We start from the raw sequence: 18,545 nt of genomic DNA, 5'->3' as shown, positions 1-18,545 counted from the left end.
GCCAGGATCCAAGCTGTCCACTGGCCTCAGGCCACCAGCTCCAGCAAACCCATCAGGCCACCAGCCAGGGGCCGATGCCTCACTTCGCTGAAGCCCGCCCGCCTCGCCAGCTGCTGCTGCTCGGAGCCCGTGGGAAACCGCTGCAGGCTCTCCTCCAGGTAGGCGTAGTGCTCGGGAATGCCGAACCGCTCGGCGGTGGGCACCACCAACCGGCGTAGATAAAAGCTCTGGAAACTCTCTACAGCCCCAGAGGTGCGATTGAAATCAAGCACTGCGGCGCGGCCGCCGTCGCGCAACAGCCGTCGCAACTCCAGCAGGCCTGCCCCTGGATCAGCGAGGTTGCGCAGCCCGTAGGCGATCACGGCCCCATCGCAACTAGCGCTCGCCAAGCCAGTGGCCAGGGCATCCCCCTGCTGCCAGCTCACCGCTAGCCAGGGCTGGGCGGCTGCCCGACGGGCCGCCACCGCCAGGGGGGCAGCGGCCGCATCTATGCCGAGCACGCTTCCACCCGGCCGCACCCGGTCAGCCAGCACTAGGGCCAGATCGCCGGTGCCGCAACAAAGATCTAAAAGATGCTGGCCAGGCTGGGGCTGCAACCAAGCAATCGCCTGACGTTTCCAGAGGCGATGCAGGCCAAAACTGAGCAGGTCGTTGAGCTGGTCGTAGCGGGGCGCTATCTGTTCAAACAGCTCCTGAACCGCATGTGGATCTCCGGGCCTAAAGCTGGCCATCCCAAGGCAACACAATCGAATCGAGACTGATGCCCGCATCCACAGCAGGCAAAAAGCTGGGGCTGGTGAAGGTGAGCACCATCACGGTGGCCAGGCCAACTGCAGCTGAGCACACCATGCAGCCAGCCAGCATCAACGAAAATTCCTGGCGATCGTTGGCGGCCTGCATCAGCTGCAGCGCCCAAGCAACCAGAGCCACCACAGCCGCCACCATGCCGAGGGCAATTGCGGTGGAGGCATTAGACGGGAGTACGGGAAGGGCAGAGAACAAGTGCTGGCCGAACCGAGTGAAGGTCTCTAGCCAATGTAACGAGCCTTAACAACTCAATGCGAGGGGCCGTATCGGCAAACCACGGCGCAGCAGCTCGGTCTTGATCTGCTCAACGCTGAGAATGCCATCGTGCAGCAAGGAGGCCAATAGGGCTGCTGAGGCATGGCCTCCCGCCGGACCGGGGTCGAGGGCCTCAGCGAGGTGGTCGATGCAGCCGGCACCGCCGGAGGCGATCACTGGCACCTGCACCGCATCGGCCACAGCGCGGGTGAGCTCCAGGGCGTAGCCCGCCTGGGTGCCATCACCATCCATGGAGGTGAGCAGGATCTCGCCAGCCCCGAGGGCCACCACCTGCCGGGCCCAGGCCACCGCATCGAGGCCAGTGTTTTCGCGGCCACCTTTGACGTACACATCCCAGCCCCCGCCAGCGCGGGCCCGGGCATCGATCGCCACCACGATGCATTGGCAACCAAAGCGCTCGGCGCCGCGGGCCACCAGCTCGGGATCGCGTACGGCTGATGAGTTGAGGCTCACCTTGTCGGCGCCGGCGCGCAGCAGGGCGGTGATGCCCTCAACGCTGCTGATGCCACCGCCCACGGTGAAGGGAATGGTGACCGCCTCAGCGGTGCGTTGCACCAGCTCCACCAGGGTGCCGCGGCCCTGGTGGCTGGCGGCGATATCGAGGAAAACAAGCTCATCGGCCCCAGCGGCGCTGTAGCGACAGGCCAGCTCCACCGGATCACCGGCATCGCGCAGCCCAACAAAATTCACCCCCTTCACCACCCGGCCATCGGCCACGTCGAGACAGGGAATGATCCGCTTGGCAACCATGGACTGGAGCTCCGTAGGGCACTGTTAAGGTTGCGCCACTTTCCAGTCGCGCCGGCCATGTCCCAGGCTGCCACCATCAACATCGGCTCGAAGGTGCGGATCACCCGGGTTCGGGATCGCATCTCCAGTGAGATGGTTGATTCCCTGAAGGCCGATTCCACCGGCACCGTGACCGGCTTCCGCACGGTGGATGGCAAGGGCATCGGTGTGGTGGTGGAGCTAAGCGGTGGTCAGATCGCCTGGTTCTTTGACGACGAACTCACCCTCGCCTGAGGCCTAGGCCGTTGAGCAACAGCCCCAATCCGGAAGCGGCCAGCGGCGGCGGCGCCCGTCAGCTGCTCGGCATGAAGGGTGCCAGCGGTACCAGCAGTATCTGGAAAATCCGGCTGCAGCTGATGAAGCCGGTCACCTGGATACCCCTGATTTGGGGTGTGCTGTGCGGTGCTGCCGCCTCAGGCAATTTCCATTGGAGCCTCAGCGAGGTGGGAGCCTCGATCGCCTGCATGCTGATGAGCGGGCCCCTGCTGGCCGGCTACACCCAAACGATCAACGACTACTACGACCGCGAAATCGACGCGATCAACGAGCCATACCGGCCGATTCCTTCAGGAGCGATTCCTTTAGGCCAGGTGAAGGCCCAGATCTGGATCCTGCTGCTAGCAGGGCTAGGAGTGGCCTACGGCCTTGATCTCTGGGCCGGTCACACCACCCCGGTGCTGCTGCTGCTGGCCCTGGGCGGCTCCTTTGTGAGCTTTATCTATTCAGCTCCGCCGCTGAAGCTCAAGCAAAACGGTTGGCTGGGAAACTACGCCCTTGGCGCCAGCTACATCGCCCTGCCCTGGTGGGCAGGCCAGGCTCTTTTTGGCCAGCTCACCTGGACCACCGCCCTACTCACCCTGGCCTACTCCCTAGCGGGCCTTGGCATCGCCGTGGTCAACGACTTCAAGAGCGTCGAGGGCGACCGTGCCATGGGCCTGCAATCCCTACCGGTTGCTTTCGGTATCGAAAAAGCCAGCTGGATCAGCGCCGGCATGATCGATGTATTTCAGCTGGCGATGGTGGCCGTGCTGATCGCCATCGGCCAACACTTCGCGGCGGTGTTGTTGGTGCTGCTGATCATTCCCCAGATCACCTTCCAGGACATCTGGCTGCTGCGTGATCCAGTTGCCTTCGATGTCAAATACCAGGCAAGTGCCCAACCATTCCTGGTGCTCGGCATGCTTGTGACCGCCCTGGCAATCGGCCACAGCTCCCTCGTTAGCTGAGGTGAACCGCCAGCCCCCCGCCAACGGCAAAGCTCCCCAGCCCCGCCGCACCAACCTGGTGGGAGTAGGGCTGCTTGCAGCCCTGATTGGCGGTGGCGTTGCCTGCGGCCAGGCGGCGCTAGTGGCGGGCTTTGACAGCCTGCTGCCCGACGCCCGCGGCATCAACCACTTCAACCGCCCAGGCACCCTCACCATCCTCTCGGCCGATGGCCAGGTGGTGCACAAGATCGGGCCGGTTACTCGCGAAAAGCTGACGCCCGAAACGATGCCGGCGTTGGTGCAGCAGGCTTTTATCGCCGCGGAAGACCGGCGCTTCTATCGGCACGACGGCATTGACCCGGTAGGGATCGGCCGGGCCATGGTGCGCAACCTGCGCAAGGGCTCGGTGGAGGAGGGGGCCAGCACGATCACCCAGCAGCTGGCTCGCACCGTATTTCTGAGCCAGGATCGCACCCTGATTCGCAAGCTCAAGGAGGCCGCCCTGGCCGGCAAGCTCGAGCGCCAGCTCAGCAAACCGCAGATCCTCACCGAATACCTCAACGTCGTTTATCTCGGCTCAAGCGCCTACGGCGTGGCCGACGCGGCCTGGGTGTATTTCACAAAAACCCCAGACCAGCTAACCCTCCCGGAAGCCGCCCTGATCGCAGGGCTGCCACCAGCCCCCTCGGTTTATTCGCCCCTGGTGAATCCCGACCTGGCCCTGGAGCGGCGGGCAGTGGTGCTGCGCCGCATGGAGGAGGCGGGCTTCATCAGCGTCAGTGAGCAACAGCAGGCTGAAGCGGCACCGCTGCAACTGAAGCCAGCTGAACCCAAATACTTAGACAGCCGCGCCCCCTACTTCAGCAGCTGGGTGCAGCAGGAACTGCCCAAGGTGCTCAGCCCCGAGCAGCTCGAGGTGGGTGGTTTGACAGTGCGCAGCAGCGTCAATTTGGCCTGGCAGGAGAAGGCGCAGTCGGCGGTGAACATCTATGCCACCGGCAGCATGCAGGGCGCTCTGGTGGCGATGGAGCCCGGCACCGGCCTGGTGCGGGCGATGGTGGGTGGCACCGACTTCAAGGACAGCCAGTTCAATCGGGCAGCCCAGGCCCTGCGCTCGCCCGGCTCCACCTTCAAGTTGTTTGTGTATCTCACGGCCCTGCAGCGGGGGATGCTGCCAGAGCGAATATTCCGCGATTCGGCCCGCTGCTTTGCCGGCTACTGCCCCAAGAACTTCGGCAACCGCTACTTCGGTTCGGTGTCGATGGTGATGGCGCTGCAGAACTCGCTCAACACGGTGGCGGTGGGACTGCTGCAGGAGCTGGGCTTCGACAAGGTGATTGAAACGGCCAAGAACCTCGGCATCACCCGCGAGCTGGGGCGCTTCTACCCCCTAGCCCTTGGCGCTACCGAGCAAACCGTGGTGGACATGACCGCCGCCTACGCCGCCATCAATAACGGTGGTATCTACGTGAAACCAACACCGTTTGAGGAGATCCTCGGCCCCGATGGCGAGCTGCTGTGGAGCCGCCGGGTGGATGGCGATCAAGGGCGCCGGGCCGTCAATAGCGACATCGCTGCCCTGATGCTGTGGATGCTGGAGCAGGCGGTGCGGTCGGGCACGGGCGGCGGCGCGGCCCTGCCAGACCGGCCGGTGGCCGGCAAAACGGGCACCTCAGAGGGGGGCCGCGACCTGTGGTTTATCGGCTCGATTCCCCAGCTCACCACTGGGGTGTGGCTGGGCTACGACGACAGCCGCACCACCAGGGACACCAGCGTGGTGGCCACCTACACCTGGCGGGCCTTTATGGCGCCTATCAGCAAGGACCTGCCAGTGCGCCAGTTTCCGCCCAAGCCGCAGCTAGAGGACACCTACCGGCGCGATAAGAAGCAAACTCAGCGCCGCCGTGAACAGGCAGCCAGCCCCAAAAGCTGGCGCGAGCCGGCACCCCAGCCGTTGGAGCTTGATCCCACCCCCAGCCTCAACGAGCAGCCCAATACGCCAGCCGCACCGGCCAGCCCTGCCGCGCCCCAGCCGCAAACACCAAGCACCCCTGCTGCCCCTAGCCCGGCGCCCGCCCCACCGCCACCGCTGGAAGCCCCGCCACCCCCGGTGGTGGCGCCACCACCACCCCCCTAACCCCGCCTTAGGCCTGCAGCCGGGCGGCAAAAAAGCCGTCGCCACCACTGGAGGCTGGCCAGCGCTGCCAGCTCTGCTGCAGCTGCCAGCCGGGGTGATCAGCAAGGAAGCCAGCGAGCAGCTGGCCATTTTCAGCCGAATGCACGGTGCAGGTGGCATACACCAGCTGGCCGCCAGGCTTGAGCAGGGGCAGCAGGGACTCCAGCAGGGCCCGCTGCAGGGGCACCAACTCGATGATCGTTTCTGGGCTGATCCGCCAGCGGGCATCGGCGTGGCGGGCCAGGGTGCCGAGGCCCGAACAGGGGGCATCCAGCAGGATGCGATCAAACCAGCCGAGCCACTCAGGCTTCTCAGCCGCCAACGCGGTGGCATCGGTGGCCAGGGTGTGGATGCACTGCAGGCCAAGGCGGGCGGCATTGACGCCCACCCGGCGCAGGCGCCCCTCGGAGCGATCCACGGCCCAAACCTCACCCTCGTTGCCCATGAGCTCAGCGAGATGGGTGCTCTTGCCACCGGGGGCGGCGCAGGCATCGAGGATCCGCTCGCCGGGCTGGGGATCGAGCAGCAGACCCACCGCCTGGGCAGCGCGGTCTTGCACGCACCAGTGACCCTCGGCGTAGCCGGGCAGGGCGCGCAACTCACCGCTGCGGCCCAGCAGCGTGAGGCCCCCGGGCAGATCCGGCAGGGGGGCCGCCTCGATCCCGGCGGCAGTGAAGGCCTCCAAAGCACCAGCAGGCGTGGTGCGCAGCAGGTTGAGGCGCAGGTCGAGGGCGGGGGGTTGGTTGCAGGCCAGACCGAAGGCCTCGGGATCAGGCCACTGCAACGCCAGCTCAGCGAGCCAGGCGGGCAGGGAATGGCGCAGGCCGTAGCTGGCCGCGGGGTCACTGGGCAGGGGGCCCAGACCATCCCAGGGCTCAGGCCCGGCCTCAGCGCGCCGGCGCCCGCAAGCCCTAAGTAGGCCATTGGCCACCGGCGCCAGCCGGCCGAGTTTGCCCCGTTTCGCCAGCTCCACGGTGGTGCTCACCGCCGCGGAGGCCGGCACCCGGCTGCTGAACAGCAGCTGGTAGAGCCCCAAGTGCAGCAGCCAGCGCAACTTGGGCGGCTGGCGGGCTGCGGGAACCTTGCCGAGGGCATCGAGCCAGGCATCGAGCAGGCGCCGCTGGCGGATGGCGCCGTAGGCAAGTTCGGTGGCTAGGGCCCGGTCGGCGCCCTCAAGGGGATGGCGCTGCAGCTCCCGCTCGAGCGCCACATCGGCGTAGGCGCCAGCGCCCACCGCCAGCAACACCTGCCAGGCAAGCTGGCGCGGCGCCAGGCCAATCGCGGGAGTTTCGGCTGGGGGGGCGAGTGCCAGGGAGTGGGACAGCGGAGGTCAAGGCTCCACAACTAGCGCGCAGGGGTGTGACGGGCTGGGGAGGTGGATGTTTTTTTGCTAGTTAGCTAAGGAGAACTAATTGATAAACACACCATCTCCATCCCCAGCTCCATTTCCAGCCCGCCAACGGTGCTGGGCCAGGGGAAGCTGGCCGGCTGCATCTACGGGGATGCCTTCAGCGAGCAGCAGCTCACGCTGGATCCAGTCGCTGCCTTCACGGCTGGGGTTGAAGCTGATCTGGCCGCGGGCATTCACCACCCGCTGCCAGGGAATGGGCGACGGCAACGGCAGCCGCCGCAGGGCCCAGCCCACCTGGCGGGCGGCGCCCCACACCCCAACCAGCTCAGCGATCTGGCCGTAGGTGGCCAGCTGTCCGCAAGGGATCTGGGCAACGACGGCGTAAACCCGCTGATCAAACGTGGGGGCGGGAGCTTGCATCGAGCGCCGGGCGGGAGGAAGCAAAGCTGGCTTGAGCTTGGGAGACCGAGTGTTGAACCCAGCCTAAAAACAAAAAAGTGACTGCCGAAGGCCTACTTGTCATTAGGGAGACTGGGCATTCGGGAGATGCCCGTGATTCCGCACCTCAACTAAGCCCGACGCCATGCCCCTGCTGCCCCGCCGCTTTGAGCGGCTCAAGGCCGTGCTCGATCGCCGCATGGGCGATCTCACCGTGGTGCTCGAGCACGTGGATAAGCCCCACAACCTCTCGGCGATCCTGCGCAGCTGCGATGCGGTGGGGGTGCTGGAGGCCCATGTGGTGAGCCTGGCGGGCCGCACCCCCACCTTTAATTGCACCTCTAAGGGCAGTGAAAAGTGGGTGCCGCTGCATCGCCATAGCGACGGCGCCAGCGTGGCCCTGTTGCGCCAACTCAAGGACCAGGGCTTTCGGCTCTATGGCACCCACCTGTCGGTGGAAGCGGTGGACTACCGCCAGTGCGACTTCACCGGCCCCAGCGCCTTGGTACTGGGGGCCGAGAAGTGGGGATTAAGCGCTGAAGCGGCGGCATTGGTAGATCAGCCGATCGTGATCCCGATGCACGGCATGGTGCAGTCGCTGAATGTGAGCGTGGCCTGCGCCACGCTGCTGTTTGAGGCGCTGCGGCAGCGGCAGGTGGCCGGGGTGCTGCCCAGCCACGGCGAAGGGGTGCCGGCCGGGCGCTACGACAGCCTGCTGTTTGAGTGGGCCTATCCGGAGGTGGCGGCCTGGTGCCAGCGGGAAGGCCGCCCCTATCCAAGCCTGGATGCCGAGGGGGCCATCAGCGAAACCATGCCCCGCACGATCAAGCTGCGCTACTGATGCTCGGCTACTGATATCTGCGGGCACTGGGCAGCCACAGGGCCAAGCCGAGGGCCAGCAGCTCCAGGAAAATCTGGCGGCCACCGAGCAGCACCACCGCCAGGGCAACGGCAGCGAGAAACTTCTGGAACAGGCTCCAAACGTCGTCGTCATTGGCGTTGCCGCTGCACCAAAGCGCTGCCGCGGCGGAGAGCAGAAGCAGATCCAACCACCAGGGCATGGCTATCCACAGGGTGACTGGGTGCTCCCATTGTGGGGCGCCACTTACAGGCCGTGTCCCCTAGCCCTGCAAGTTTGCAGATTCCGGCTTCGATCGGGGAGGTGGTCGACAAGATCACGATCCTGGAGCTGCGGGCCTTCGGCGAGGACTATCCGGAGGCAGAGCGCTTGCTGCTCTGGGCTTCAGGATCCAGTCCGCTGAGCGCTGCCACCGCTGAGCCAGGTCTCGAGGCCTTCACCTAAAAACGACAGCCCCAGCACCAGCACAAACATGGCCAGGCCCGGGTAGAGGGCGGTCCACCAGATGCCGGTGGGCACGGCGGTGAGGGCCTGCTGCAGGTCGCCGCCCCATTCGGGGATGGTTTCAGGCAGGCCCAGGCCAAGAAAGCCGAGGCCACCGAGCACCAGCACGGCATCGGCGGCGTTGAGGGTGAGCAGCACCGGCACCGAGGTGATCACGTTGCGCAGCAGGTAGCGGCGCAGGATCCAGATCGGGCCGGCGCCAAGCGACTGGGCCGCCTCCACAAACAACTCGGCCTTCACCTGGGCGGTTTGGTTGCGCACCACCCGGAAGTATTGGGGGATGTAGACGACGCAAAGGGCGGCGGCAGCATTGGGCAAGCCCCGGCCCAGCAGGAAGGCCAGCACCACCGAGAGCAGCAGCACCGGCAGGGTGTAGAGGGTGTCCATCAGCAGCACCAGCACCCGATCCACCCAGCCGCCCAGGTAGCCGCTCACCATGCCCAGCGGCACACCGATCAGCAGGGCGATCACCAGGGCCAGCAGCACCACCTGCAGGGCCACGCCACTGCCGGCCAGGGTGCGCACGCACACATCGCGGCCCAAACGATCGGTGCCGCACCAGTGGCTCAGCGAGGGCTGGGCGTAGATGGGATTTTGCAAGCCGGAGTTGGGATCGGCCAGCAAGCCGGCATGCACCAGCAGCGGCGTGAGCAGGGCCACCAGGGCGTAGACCACCACGATCACTAACCCCCAACGGGCCATGCGGGCCGAGAGGCTGGGGGCGCGGCGCAGCGATAGGAGCATGGCGCGACCTTACGCAGCTAGGCGGCGGGCGGCAACAGCCACAGATCCAATCCCTGGGGCTGAAAGCTGCGGAAATCGCGATCGAAACCGATCAAGGGCCAGCTGATGCCCCTCCAACCCAGCGGGGGCCCCGTGGATTTTGAACTCGTTAACGGCCTGCGGGAGGTCGGGTGCTGGTGCTCACGGGCGCCCGCCAGACGGGCAAAACGGCCCTGTGCCGACACCTGTTTCCGTAGCACCACTACGTGACGCTCGACCTGCCCAGCGAAGCCGCAGCGGCCGAACACGACCCGGCCAGCTTTCTGGCTCGGCACCCGCTGCCATTGCTGATCGATGAGGTGCAGTACGCGCCGAGCCTGATTCGTCATCTCAAAACTGTGGTCGACGCCGACCGAAAGGCCTGCGGGCAGCTGGTGCTGACGGGATCGCAGCCCTTTGCCCTGATGCAGAACGTGGGCGACAGCCTGGCGGGACGGGCGGCGGTGCTGAGCTTGGAGAGGCTGGGGCTCGCTGAAATCCAGGCGGCAGCACCGGGGGTGGAGCTGCCGGAGATCATGTTGCGCGGGGGCTTCCCAGAGTTGTGGAGCCAGCCGGCCATCAACGCCGGCGACTTTCACCGCTCCTACGTGAGCACCTACCTGGGGCGCGATCTACGCAGCTTGCAACAGGTGGGCAACCTGCTGCAATTCGAGCGCTTCTTGAGAGCTTGTGCGCTGCGTTCGGGCCAACTGCTCAACCGGGCCGAGCTCGCCCGGGATGTGGGCATCGCCAGCAGCACCGCTGGGGAATGGTTGTAGCTGCTGGAGCGCAGCGGCCTGGTGTTTTTGCTTGAGCCATGGTCTTGGAGTGCAGACGGGTTTGGCAACACGGGCAAACGGCTGATTCGCAGCCCGAAGCTCTATTGGAGCGACACCGGTTTGCTTTGCTGGCTGATGGGCATCGACAACCAGGCCGATCTGCTGCGCTCTCCCCTGATTGGGGCCCTCTGGGAAACGCTGGTGGTGGGGGACCTGCGGCGGGCGCTGCTGATCGGCGGTGGAGCGGGGCGGTCGCTTCTGGCTAGACGATGCCAAATGGAGCGAACTTCCCGGATCCAGCGACGCGCGTCGGCGGCATCAGGTGGCCGCTCATAGGTCTGCACTAGGACCTCATCAGCCAAGGTCGGCCGCCGCCGCAACTGCAGGCGGCCCGAATCAATGCGGGCCAGATCGAGCAGGTTGCTCACGAGGCTGCCCATGCGCAGGGCCCCCTGCTGGCGCTGTGGCCTCAAGACCCGGCGTGCGCAGCTCATGGGCCACGCCATCCACAAAGGAGCGCTGCCGCTCCCAGGGAACCGAAAGGCGCTGCTGAAGATCGTTGAAAGCAAGGGCGACGGGCTGCAGCTCCTCGGGCTGCTCGGCCACGGGAATCTGGTCCCAGGCCAGGGGCGACGGCTGGGTAGCGGAGAGATGATTTGTGAATTCCTGCAGGGGCTGCACCAGACCCCTCTGCAACACAAGGCGCAGCAGGCCATTGGTGAACAGGCTGGTTACACCGGCGGCCACCACCAGCAGCCAGAAGGCCAGGCGCTCCTGCTGCACCGAGGCGGTCACGTTTTGCTGCACCAGCAGGGTGGCAGCGCTGCCATCCACCAGGGCCAGGGGCACCTGGCTCACCAGCCACTCCTGGCCGCCACGGCTCTGCAGCACAGGCATCGACTTGAGCTCTGAAGGGCGGCCTCCAGCAGGGGCTCTAGCTGGCGGCGTTCGCTGGGCCGGCTGCAGTGGAGAAATCCGCAATGGCCAGCGGGCTATGGCGCAACAACCAGACAATCCTCTGATTCTGCGCAGCTTGCCCCTGTTGGCACGGCGGCAAAACAGCGCAATACTTACTCAGTGTTTCAGTCGTCGAGCCGCTTTTCCATGACCTCCAGCCTCCAATCCAAGCTTCTGGCCCAACGCGCGCTGTTCCAGCGCCTCCATAGGTCCAAGAAGCGCAGCAAGCTTCAAGCCGGCTTCACATTGGTGGAACTGCTGATCGTTGTGATCATCATTGGCATCCTGTCGGCCATCGCCATTCCTGCATTTCTGAACCAGCAAGAAAAAGCCAGAGCAAAGGCAGCCGATTCAACCGTGATGGGAGCAGCACGAGCATGCGCCGCTCTTCAAATTGATAACGAACAGGCTTCGTTCGTTGCGCCAGCTGGTATTACTCCCACCACATGTGCCGCAACCGGGACCGTGCAAACTTATACATCTTTGGTTGCTAATTTTCCCGGCATCACACAAGCTGTTGCAACCATAGCAGCCAATGGCGGCGTCTCACTTACCACTCCAGCAGTCCCATAGAGCTATCCCAATAAGACCAGATCCTCACTTTTCCTATCCATCTATCTAATACTTTAGAATCATGCATCCCCGCTGATTACGATCCAAGTAGTTGTCAGCATTAAATCTCTTCCCTGGGCAAGCTCCGGGGGAGAGATTTTTTACTAGATGCCAAGCCCCACATATTCCTTGCGCCCCATAAGCAAGCCAAGCGGGAAAGCGAGCAGAGAGAGGCCTTGGCGTAGTCAGCTCAAAACTCAGCAAGTCACCGCAGCTCCATTGCCTTGTGCGACCAGCTACTCAGCAAAACTACGCTTTTATCATAAGTTTACTGCTTACACAAAATGCTATCAGGAATACCGATTTTACAAATATCATGCAATCGAGCAGCGTTCAATCTAATCAACTACAGCCCCGACCAGGCATCAACAGCCAGTCCAGCCAGCAGCATCCTCACTTGATATTTCCGGTTTAAAAGACGCACGGCGCCCCATTGCTCGATGGGCCAGGGATGGCGGCACCGATTCGCTACGAAGTTATTAGTGGTGAGCTAATCCGCAACGGACCACCCATAAAAGCCCAAGGACGATTGGTGGATTCCAGCGCCAGCAATCCCCGTCAACCGACTTATCGAATCAGCGTGCAGGATTCAAACGGCGTTATCTATAAAACTGCTAGCGCCGACGGCGCCCAGTGCCGCGTGCGTTCGATCACGGGCTGATCCCCGTAATAGCAGTACAGTAAGACGTACGTCTGCTAGCAGGGCTAAAAGCCGATGGACGCGATCTCCTACAGCACCGCCCGTGCCCATCTGGCGGGCACGATGAACAAGGTGTGTGAAAACCATGAACCAGTAGTAATCACACGCCGCGGCGAGCCCGCCGTGGTGATGCTCTCCCTGGCCGATTACAAGGCAATGGAAGAAACCACCTTTCTCCTGCGCAGCCCTGCCAACGCCCAGCGCCTGCTCCGCTCTATCGCCTGCCTAAACAGCGGTGGCGGAGAAGAACACGATCTACTGCCGTGCGACTGATTTTCTCCCCAGAGGCCTGGGAGGACTACATGCACTGGCAGCAACACGATCGCAAGATCCAGCAGCGCATCAACCGACTGATCAACGAGATCCGCCGAGATCCCTTAACGGGGATCGGCAAACCCGAGCCCCTTCGTCATGCCTTAACCGGCTACTGGTCGCGGCGCATCGACGCTGAACATCGCATTGTCTACTGCATCAGCGCGGGCGACCTGCTGATCGCCCAGCTCCGGCATCACTACTGACTGCTGCTGCAGCCAGCACCTGCTTCAACTCCGCCACACAATCACCATCAAGCCGGCCGGCATCCGCCTCCTGCTGCACCACCGCCAGCCCCTCCTGGATCTTGGCGCTGTTGCTGTACGGGCGGCGGCTCACCACCGCATCAAACACATCGGCTACGGCCACGATCCGGCCCTCCAGGGAGATCGCCTCACCCTTGAGCCCCTTGGGATAGCCGGAGCCGTCAAGGCGCTCATGGTGGTGGCTGATCACATTGCAGAGCACCTGGGCGCCGGGCAGGGCGCTCAGGTCGTACTGACCGAGCACCTTGCCGATCATCTCCAGCCCCAGCTCAACATGGGTGTTCATCACCTGCCGCTCCTCGTCCGTGAGCGGGCCCTGCTTAAGCAGGATCCGATCGGGGATGCCGATCTTGCCGATGTCGTGCAGGCGGGAGAAACGGGCGATCTGATCGACGGCATGGGCGCTGAGGCCCCGGCGCTCAGCTAGCCCCTCGGCGATCAGGCGCGAATAGTGGGACACCCGGTTGAGGTGACCACCGGTTTCGAAATCCCGCAGGGCGGCGAAATCGAGGGCCACCTCGGCAGCCACATAGAGGGAAGCCAGGGCATTGAAGTGGTTGCGCACCGTGAGGCCGATCAACTCGGCCAACGCCTCCAGGGCGGCCTGCTCCGCTTCTGAGAAGGCCGCCGCCTCGGGGGCATGGAAACCCACCACAACATCCAGCGTGCCGTCCTGGCTCACCGTCAACACCACCGACGACCCACCAGGCTCCAGCGGACTGCTGTCGTAAATCAGCGTGAGCCGCTGCAGCTCCCCATCCATCCGTTCGCAGGTGAGACGCTGCACCTGGGGCACCACATCCCGCACCTTGCGCTGCAAGACCTGCAATTGCTCCTGAAGCGGATCAGCAGGTGACGACTGCAACTTTGTAGTCCTCTTTCATTTTTGCTTTGAGACAGCGCCATCCGTGGAATGAAGGGCTGCCTGGGGCTGGACTGTCGCAAGCGTAGTATCACTGCTTTTGTACAGGTTGTACAGAATCAGGGAGAGCTTTCAGCACCCACCCACCCCCTGCTCAGGGACTCAGTTGTCATCAGCCCGCTGGCTCTGAGAGCTGCAGCATCAACGTCGATGCACTGATTGGCGAGGGACGAAATCCGAGTGAGCGGTAGAACGCGGCCGCCTGCTCATCGACCGCGTGCACCAGCAGTGCTCTGGCGCCGACTAAGCGCCTGGCGGCAAGGCTTCGCCGCAGGGCGTCGGCCATGTTGCGGCGCAAGGCACCAGGCACTTCCGCCAGCACGATCGCTCCAGCCGAGAGGCTCAGGAGAGCGCATGCCAGGGCTGCGGCATCGCGAGCAGACGCTCGATGCTGGCCTGATCCTTGGCGACAGCGCAGGGATCGTCCACATCAGCCAGCAGGACCGTTGTCTGCTCTGGCGTCAGGGAGAACAGCGTGCGATCCAGAAGCACATACCGCGCCCGCTCCTTGCGCTGCGAGGCCTGCAGTTGCTCCTGAAGCGGATCGGCAGGTGACAACTTCAACTTTGTAGTCGTCATTCATTTTGACTCCGGGGCAACGCCAAGCGTGGTGTGTGTGTGTGTGGTTCTGTACGGTCTGTACAGAATTAAGGAGAGCTTTCAGCACTCCACCCACCGCCTGGCCGGTTTTCAACCACCCCGCCGCTCCAGCAGGCAGCTTGCTTAATTTGCCCCAATGGCCACCGGCAAGCGGGAGCTCAGCCGCCCCCCATCGGCCCAGGCCTGCGCCAATTCCAGCTGCAGCACCCCCGCACCAGCGGGCTGGGCCCGGAAGCCATCGCTGGCCGCCAACGCATCGAGCACCACCCGGTTTTGGGCTGCGCCGCTGCCCAGCTCGCCATGCAGGCCGTAGGCCGGTCCGCAGCGCATCAGCACCTTGCCCCGCCAGATCGGTTCAGCCGGCTTACCCAATGAATAGGTGATCGGGCCAGAAGCAGTATCGAGATGCAGCACCACGCTGCGGCCCGCCAGGTTGCAGGCCGGCGCCAGCCCGGCGGGATCGGCCAAACCCCGCGCCTGGAGCAAATCACCGCGCACCAGCTCCAGGGTGCGCTGGGCCACAGCCCGCTCCCGCAGCAGGCGGCCAAAGCGCTGGCTCGTGGCCCCCTCCGCCACCAGCGCCTGCAGGATCACGCCACTGAGGCCGCAACCAATCGCCAGGGCCAGCAGCAACTCCACCAGAGAAAACCCTTGCTCCCCTTTCACAACGCCTCCTCGGCCCGGCAGGCGCTGCTGCTAGGCGAATCGCCCTGCCCGCCCTCGTAGCGGCCCAGCCGCACCACCCCCAGCGGCAGCGACATCACCAAACAACGGCGCAGCTCCGTGCCCGCTGCGCTGATCACAACCGTGCCGCCATCCAGCACCAAACCGTTGCTGCTGAAACGCAAGGCCCCAGGCAAGTTGGAGCCGATAGCCACCCCGGTGGCCTCATTGGGCTGAAGCTCAACATCAGCCAAGCCGCAGCCGGGCAGGCTGCCGCCACTGGGCTGGCGCCAACCGCTGGGGCCCAGCTCGAGGGCGCAGGGCTGGCCCAGGCTCTGGGCTTGGCGGCGCGCCTGCTCTAAGCCCCAACCCAGCCGCCGGCTGGTGGTTTCCACCCGCATCCGCGCCAGGCTGCGCTGGCCGCCGTCTATGGCCAGGCTGGCCAGCAAGCCCAGCACACTCACCGTCACCAGCAGCTCAGGCAGGCTGAAGCCAGCACTGGCCTGGCGTTGCTCAGAGCGCCGCATCGCTCGGCTCCGCTGCAGGTTGGGATCCACACAAGCCGTAGGCCGCTGGGCTGAGCCAGCGCTGCCGCTGCTCACCACCAGCACCAGTCACCTGCAACCGCACCAAGCCGCCGGGTTCGGCGCTCACCTGGCGCACGGGGCCCTCGCCACTGGGCAGGCTTTGCAAATGGGCCGCAAGCCAGCTGCTGGCTGCCGTGCAATCAACGGCAATCGCTGTGCCGGCCAGGGCCGTGAGCTGGGCCTGGCTAGCCAGGAGCGCTGCCTCCAGCTGGGCAGCCTGCTGCTGCTGCGCTTCCGCCTGGCGCGCCCAGCTGACGCTGCCCGACCACAACTGCAAGGAGCAACTCGACGAGGTCACAAACATCGCCGAAGCCACCATCGCTTCCACCAAGTTCATGGCGCCACCCCATTGCTGGTGCGGCCACGCAAACCGAGCTCCCGCACTGCCAGCAGCTGCTGGCTGCCGGGGCCTTCAGGGGTAATGGTGCGGGACAGCTCCAGGCCATAGGCCGCCCGCAGGGCACGGGGCTGCTCCGCCGTGGGCTGCAGCTCCAAGGTGGCGGCAGCTCGGCCCCGCTGCAAGCCACCGGCCGCAAGGGCGCCATCCCAATGGGGGCCGTCAAAAGCCACCAAGCGGTAGGCCACCGGGCCCACCTGGCCGGTTTGGCCCACGACGGGGGTAGCTGGCGCCGCCAGCAGGTGCTGGGCCGCCGACATCAACTGATCTTCCGCCTGCCGCAACCGCTGGCCGGCCTGCACCTGGCTGCGGGCCTGCAGCGCCGCCGCCTGCAGCGAAACGCTGCTCAGCACAAGCAGCAGCGAGGCTGTGGCAGAGAGGGGCAACAGAAAACCAGCCGCCATGGGAGGAGGGCTGGCTAAGGAACGGGGGTACCGGGCCATGGAGCACCTGGCGCACAACGACCCGATCAGTGTTCCCACGGGCGGCATCACCGTTGAAGACTTCACCCAAAGCCGGATCCACAAGGAGATCGCAGCCTCCCATCGAGGCCCTTCCCCTAGAGCAACTCGAAGCCCTAGCGGAAGCCCTGCTCGATTTTCAGGGTCCGGACGACGTGGCCGCCTGGTTCGCGGCAGCCTCCTGAATTCCGTACAGCCTGTACAGAATTCGGGAGACAAAATTTTTAATACCCACCATGCGAATCAACGAGCCAATCAGCGCCCTACTGGTTCAGCTTGAGCACGGCCATGAAGGCTTCTTGGGGCACGTCGACTTTGCCCATGGCCTTCATGCGCTTTTTGCCCTTGGCTTGCTTTTGCAGCAACTTTTTCTTGCGGGAGATGTCACCGCCATAGCATTTGGCAAGCACATCTTTACGCATGGCACTGATGCTTTCGGAGGCAATGATGCGGCTACCGATCGATGCCTGGATCGGAATCTTGAATTGCTGGCGGGGGATCAGCTCCTTGAGTTTCTCCACCAAACCCTTACCCACGTTGTAGGCCTTATCGCGATGCACAATCGTGGTGAGGGGATCGGCCTTTTCGGCATTTATCAATACATCAAGGCGCACCAACTCATTTTTGCGGTAGCCGATCAGGCTATATTCCATTGAGGCATAGCCCTTGGTGCGCGACTTCATCTGGTCAAAGAAGTCTGTAACCACCTCAGCCAGCGGCATCTCGTAGTGGAGAGTTACCCGATCGGTGGTGATGTATTTCATATCGATGAATTCACCGCGCCGCTCCTGGCACAGCTCCATCAAGGCGCCGTTATAGATATTCGGGGTATAAATTTCGAGCTTCACATAGGGCTCTTCTATAGATTCACGCTTTTGCGGGTCGGGCAGGGTGGCTGGATTGTCCACCATCATGACGGTGTTATCGAGCATGTTCACCTGATAGATCACCGATGGCGCGGTAACGATCAAATCAAGGTTGTATTCCCGCTCCAGCCGCTCCTGCACGATTTCCATGTGCAGCAAGCCGAGGAAGCCGCAACGGAAACCAAAGCCCATGGCGCTGCTGGTTTCCGGCTCATATTTGAGCGCGGCATCAGAGAGCTGCAGCTTGTCTAGGGCTTCGCGCAGATCAGGGTATTGGTCAGCATCGGTGGGAAACAGGCCGCAGAACACCATGGGCTTGGCCTCGGTGTAACCGGGCAGCGGCTCAGCGGCAGGATTTGATGCCAGCGTGATGGTGTCGCCAACACGGGCATCGGCCACGGCCTTGATCGAGGCGGCCATGTAACCCACCTCGCCAGCATGGAGGGAATCCACCTGGCGCTGATCGGGCGCCATCACGCCCACCTCATCCAGTTCCACCACCTTGCCGCTGGCCATCAGCAGCACCTTGTCGCGCTTGCTAATCGAGCCGGAGATCACGCGGAAATACACGATCACGCCCCGGTAGGCGTCGTAGTAGGAGTCGAATATCAGGGCCCGCAGCGGCTCGGCCACTTTGTCGGCGGGAGCCGGAACCCGATCCACCACAGCCTGGAGGATTGCAGGCACTCCGAGGCCTGTTTTGGCCGAGCAATGGATTGCATTGGAGCAGTCGAGCCCGATAATTGCCTCAATTTCTTCAGCGATGCGGTCTGCATCAGCACCAGGCAGATCGATCTTGTTGAGAACAGGAATGATCTCAAGATTGTTTTCAAGGGCCAGGTAGACATTGGCCAGGGTTTGGGCTTCCACCCCCTGGCTGGCATCTACTACCAGCAGGGCGCCTTCACAAGCCTGCAATGAACGGCTTACTTCGTAGGAGAAGTCGACGTGCCCAGGGGTATCAATCAGGTTGAGGATGTAGACCTCGCCATCGGCCGCGGTGTATTCCATGCGGGCGGGCTGGAGCTTGATGGTGATGCCGCGTTCGCGCTCCAGCTCCATGTTGTCGAGAAACTGCGCCTGCATGTCGCGAGCCGCAACGGTGCCCGTATCCTGCAGGAGCCGGTCGGCCAGGGTTGATTTCCCATGGTCGATGTGGGCGATGATGCAAAAATTACGGATCCGCTGAACGGGAACGTCAGTCATCGCGCCGGCGGAGGCTTCATGGGTGCTCCTGCCAGCCTAGGAGACGGAAG

26 protein-coding genes and 1 pseudogene are annotated in these 18,545 nt (G+C 64.0%); 11 read left to right on the top strand and 16 right to left on the bottom strand.

What is annotated here, in order from left to right; genetic code table 11:
• Window positions 1–26 precede the first annotated feature (26 nt).
• The 3 genes from ubiE to hisF are packed head-to-tail and all read right to left on the bottom strand — an operon-like array spanning window position 27 to window position 1,833.
• On the bottom strand, window positions 27–731 hold the full coding sequence (ubiE, locus tag KBY99_RS00930; RefSeq protein ID WP_254960056.1) for a bifunctional demethylmenaquinone methyltransferase/2-methoxy-6-polyprenyl-1,4-benzoquinol methylase UbiE: 705 nt from the start codon (window positions 729–731) through the stop codon (window positions 27–29).
• Window positions 718–1,002: a hypothetical protein gene (locus tag KBY99_RS00925; protein WP_254960055.1), complete on the bottom strand. Its 285-nt coding sequence runs from the start codon at window positions 1,000–1,002 to the stop codon at window positions 718–720. The genes ubiE and KBY99_RS00925 overlap by 14 nt, the downstream gene beginning before the upstream one ends.
• A gap of 45 nt (window positions 1,003–1,047) precedes the next feature.
• On the bottom strand, window positions 1,048–1,833 hold the full coding sequence (gene hisF / locus KBY99_RS00920) for an imidazole glycerol phosphate synthase subunit HisF (protein ID WP_254996778.1): 786 nt from the start codon (window positions 1,831–1,833) through the stop codon (window positions 1,048–1,050).
• 57 nt (window positions 1,834–1,890) lie between these two features.
• On the opposite strand from hisF, the gene KBY99_RS00915 reads away from it, so the two are divergent.
• The 3 genes from KBY99_RS00915 (at window position 1,891) to KBY99_RS00905 (ending at window position 5,214) form a co-directional block, all read left to right on the top strand.
• Complete coding sequence (locus KBY99_RS00915) at window positions 1,891–2,106, top strand: DUF2862 domain-containing protein (RefSeq protein ID WP_254960053.1); 216 nt, start codon at window positions 1,891–1,893, stop codon at window positions 2,104–2,106.
• A gap of 71 nt (window positions 2,107–2,177) precedes the next feature.
• On the top strand, window positions 2,178–3,098 hold the full coding sequence (chlG, locus tag KBY99_RS00910; RefSeq protein WP_396121808.1) for a chlorophyll synthase ChlG: 921 nt from the start codon (window positions 2,178–2,180) through the stop codon (window positions 3,096–3,098).
• A gap of 1 nt (window position 3,099) precedes the next feature.
• Window positions 3,100–5,214 carry a transglycosylase domain-containing protein gene (locus KBY99_RS00905; RefSeq protein WP_409996503.1) on the top strand — a complete coding sequence of 705 codons (2,115 nt, stop codon included), beginning with the start codon at window positions 3,100–3,102 and terminating at the stop codon, window positions 5,212–5,214.
• 7 nt (window positions 5,215–5,221) lie between these two features.
• Here the strand turns inward: KBY99_RS00905 and KBY99_RS00900 are convergent, their stop codons facing one another.
• Both KBY99_RS00900 and KBY99_RS00895 read right to left on the bottom strand, forming a co-directional pair.
• Complete coding sequence (locus tag KBY99_RS00900) at window positions 5,222–6,577, bottom strand: 16S rRNA (cytosine(967)-C(5))-methyltransferase (RefSeq protein ID WP_409996510.1); 1,356 nt, start codon at window positions 6,575–6,577, stop codon at window positions 5,222–5,224.
• An 84-nt stretch (window positions 6,578–6,661) separates the two neighbouring features.
• On the bottom strand, window positions 6,662–7,024 hold the full coding sequence (locus KBY99_RS00895; RefSeq protein WP_254996777.1) for an MGMT family protein: 363 nt from the start codon (window positions 7,022–7,024) through the stop codon (window positions 6,662–6,664).
• 163 nt (window positions 7,025–7,187) lie between these two features.
• On the opposite strand from KBY99_RS00895, the gene KBY99_RS00890 reads away from it, so the two are divergent.
• The gene (locus KBY99_RS00890; protein WP_254996775.1) at window positions 7,188–7,883 is read left to right on the top strand and encodes a TrmH family RNA methyltransferase; all 696 of its coding nucleotides are present in this window, start codon (window positions 7,188–7,190) and stop codon (window positions 7,881–7,883) included.
• A 7-nt stretch (window positions 7,884–7,890) separates the two neighbouring features.
• On the opposite strand, the gene KBY99_RS00885 is transcribed toward KBY99_RS00890, so the two are convergent.
• Window positions 7,891–8,103 carry a hypothetical protein gene (locus tag KBY99_RS00885; protein ID WP_106502155.1) on the bottom strand — a complete coding sequence of 71 codons (213 nt, stop codon included), beginning with the start codon at window positions 8,101–8,103 and terminating at the stop codon, window positions 7,891–7,893.
• 53 nt (window positions 8,104–8,156) lie between these two features.
• Between KBY99_RS00885 and KBY99_RS00880 the strand changes: the two genes are divergently transcribed.
• On the top strand, window positions 8,157–8,345 hold the full coding sequence (locus KBY99_RS00880; protein WP_254996773.1) for a hypothetical protein: 189 nt from the start codon (window positions 8,157–8,159) through the stop codon (window positions 8,343–8,345).
• Here KBY99_RS00880 and KBY99_RS00875 read toward each other — a convergent pair.
• Window positions 8,286–9,149 carry an ABC transporter permease gene (locus tag KBY99_RS00875; RefSeq protein ID WP_254996771.1) on the bottom strand — a complete coding sequence of 288 codons (864 nt, stop codon included), beginning with the start codon at window positions 9,147–9,149 and terminating at the stop codon, window positions 8,286–8,288. The two genes, KBY99_RS00880 and KBY99_RS00875, sit on opposite strands and share 60 nt — an antisense overlap.
• Before the next feature lie 245 nt (window positions 9,150–9,394).
• Between KBY99_RS00875 and KBY99_RS14885 the strand changes: the two are divergent.
• A pseudogene (locus KBY99_RS14885) lies at window positions 9,395–10,282 on the top strand (ATP-binding protein).
• A 60-nt stretch (window positions 10,283–10,342) separates the two neighbouring features.
• Here KBY99_RS14885 and KBY99_RS00860 read toward each other — a convergent pair.
• Entirely contained in the window at window positions 10,343–10,843 is a 501-nt protein-coding gene (locus tag KBY99_RS00860; RefSeq protein WP_254996766.1) for a hypothetical protein, read from the bottom strand.
• A gap of 207 nt (window positions 10,844–11,050) precedes the next feature.
• On the opposite strand from KBY99_RS00860, the gene KBY99_RS00855 reads away from it, so the two are divergent.
• The 4 genes from KBY99_RS00855 (at window position 11,051) to KBY99_RS00840 (ending at window position 12,733) form a co-directional block, all read left to right on the top strand.
• Window positions 11,051–11,476: a prepilin-type N-terminal cleavage/methylation domain-containing protein gene (locus KBY99_RS00855; RefSeq protein ID WP_254996765.1), complete on the top strand. Its 426-nt coding sequence runs from the start codon at window positions 11,051–11,053 to the stop codon at window positions 11,474–11,476.
• A gap of 490 nt (window positions 11,477–11,966) precedes the next feature.
• The gene (locus KBY99_RS00850) at window positions 11,967–12,176 is read left to right on the top strand and encodes a hypothetical protein (RefSeq protein WP_254996764.1); all 210 of its coding nucleotides are present in this window, start codon (window positions 11,967–11,969) and stop codon (window positions 12,174–12,176) included.
• Window positions 12,177–12,230: 54 nt separating this feature from the next.
• Window positions 12,231–12,488: a type II toxin-antitoxin system Phd/YefM family antitoxin gene (locus tag KBY99_RS00845; RefSeq protein WP_254932253.1), complete on the top strand. Its 258-nt coding sequence runs from the start codon at window positions 12,231–12,233 to the stop codon at window positions 12,486–12,488.
• A complete protein-coding gene (locus KBY99_RS00840) occupies window positions 12,479–12,733 on the top strand; it encodes a Txe/YoeB family addiction module toxin (RefSeq protein WP_254996763.1) in 255 nt (84 codons plus the stop codon). Before KBY99_RS00845 ends, KBY99_RS00840 begins: the two co-directional genes overlap by 10 nt.
• Here the strand turns inward: KBY99_RS00840 and KBY99_RS00835 are convergent.
• The 7 genes from KBY99_RS00835 to KBY99_RS00805 all read right to left on the bottom strand — a co-directional run bounded on the left by KBY99_RS00835 (window position 12,687) and on the right by KBY99_RS00805 (window position 16,405).
• Entirely contained in the window at window positions 12,687–13,658 is a 972-nt protein-coding gene (locus tag KBY99_RS00835; RefSeq protein WP_254996762.1) for an HD-GYP domain-containing protein, read from the bottom strand. The two genes, KBY99_RS00840 and KBY99_RS00835, sit on opposite strands and share 47 nt — an antisense overlap.
• A 169-nt stretch (window positions 13,659–13,827) precedes the next feature.
• Window positions 13,828–14,025, bottom strand: a complete 198-nt coding sequence (locus KBY99_RS00830; protein ID WP_254996761.1) for a GNAT family N-acetyltransferase — start codon at window positions 14,023–14,025, stop codon at window positions 13,828–13,830.
• A 32-nt stretch (window positions 14,026–14,057) separates the two neighbouring features.
• Window positions 14,058–14,279, bottom strand: coding sequence for a hypothetical protein (locus tag KBY99_RS00825; protein WP_254996760.1), 222 nt, complete (start codon window positions 14,277–14,279; stop codon window positions 14,058–14,060).
• A gap of 159 nt (window positions 14,280–14,438) precedes the next feature.
• On the bottom strand, window positions 14,439–14,981 hold the full coding sequence (locus KBY99_RS00820) for a type II secretion system protein J (protein ID WP_254996758.1): 543 nt from the start codon (window positions 14,979–14,981) through the stop codon (window positions 14,439–14,441).
• Window positions 14,978–15,505 carry a GspH/FimT family pseudopilin gene (locus KBY99_RS00815; protein ID WP_254996757.1) on the bottom strand — a complete coding sequence of 176 codons (528 nt, stop codon included), beginning with the start codon at window positions 15,503–15,505 and terminating at the stop codon, window positions 14,978–14,980. Before KBY99_RS00815 ends, KBY99_RS00820 begins: the two co-directional genes overlap by 4 nt.
• Window positions 15,492–15,902, bottom strand: a complete 411-nt coding sequence (locus KBY99_RS00810) for a hypothetical protein (RefSeq protein ID WP_254996756.1) — start codon at window positions 15,900–15,902, stop codon at window positions 15,492–15,494. Before KBY99_RS00810 ends, KBY99_RS00815 begins: the two co-directional genes overlap by 14 nt.
• Window positions 15,899–16,405, bottom strand: coding sequence for a hypothetical protein (locus tag KBY99_RS00805; protein WP_254996754.1), 507 nt, complete (start codon window positions 16,403–16,405; stop codon window positions 15,899–15,901). The genes KBY99_RS00810 and KBY99_RS00805 overlap by 4 nt, the downstream gene beginning before the upstream one ends.
• Window positions 16,406–16,458: 53 nt before the next feature.
• Here KBY99_RS00805 and KBY99_RS00800 point away from each other — a divergent pair, with 53 nt between their 5' ends.
• Window positions 16,459–16,608, top strand: a complete 150-nt coding sequence (locus tag KBY99_RS00800; RefSeq protein ID WP_254996753.1) for a DUF4351 domain-containing protein — start codon at window positions 16,459–16,461, stop codon at window positions 16,606–16,608.
• 78 nt (window positions 16,609–16,686) lie between these two features.
• Here KBY99_RS00800 and lepA read toward each other — a convergent pair whose 3' ends face one another.
• Window positions 16,687–18,495, bottom strand: a complete 1,809-nt coding sequence (gene lepA, locus KBY99_RS00795) for a translation elongation factor 4 (protein ID WP_106502140.1) — start codon at window positions 18,493–18,495, stop codon at window positions 16,687–16,689.
• Window positions 18,496–18,545: the final 50 nt, after the last annotated feature.

Source organism: Cyanobium sp. Maggiore-St4-Cus (assembly GCF_024345615.1).
GTDB classification, from domain to species: Bacteria; Cyanobacteriota; Cyanobacteriia; order PCC-6307; family Cyanobiaceae; genus Cyanobium_A; species Cyanobium_A usitatum.
Note: the sequence above shows the minus strand (reverse complement) of the source record. Positions and strands in the feature narration are given on the sequence as shown.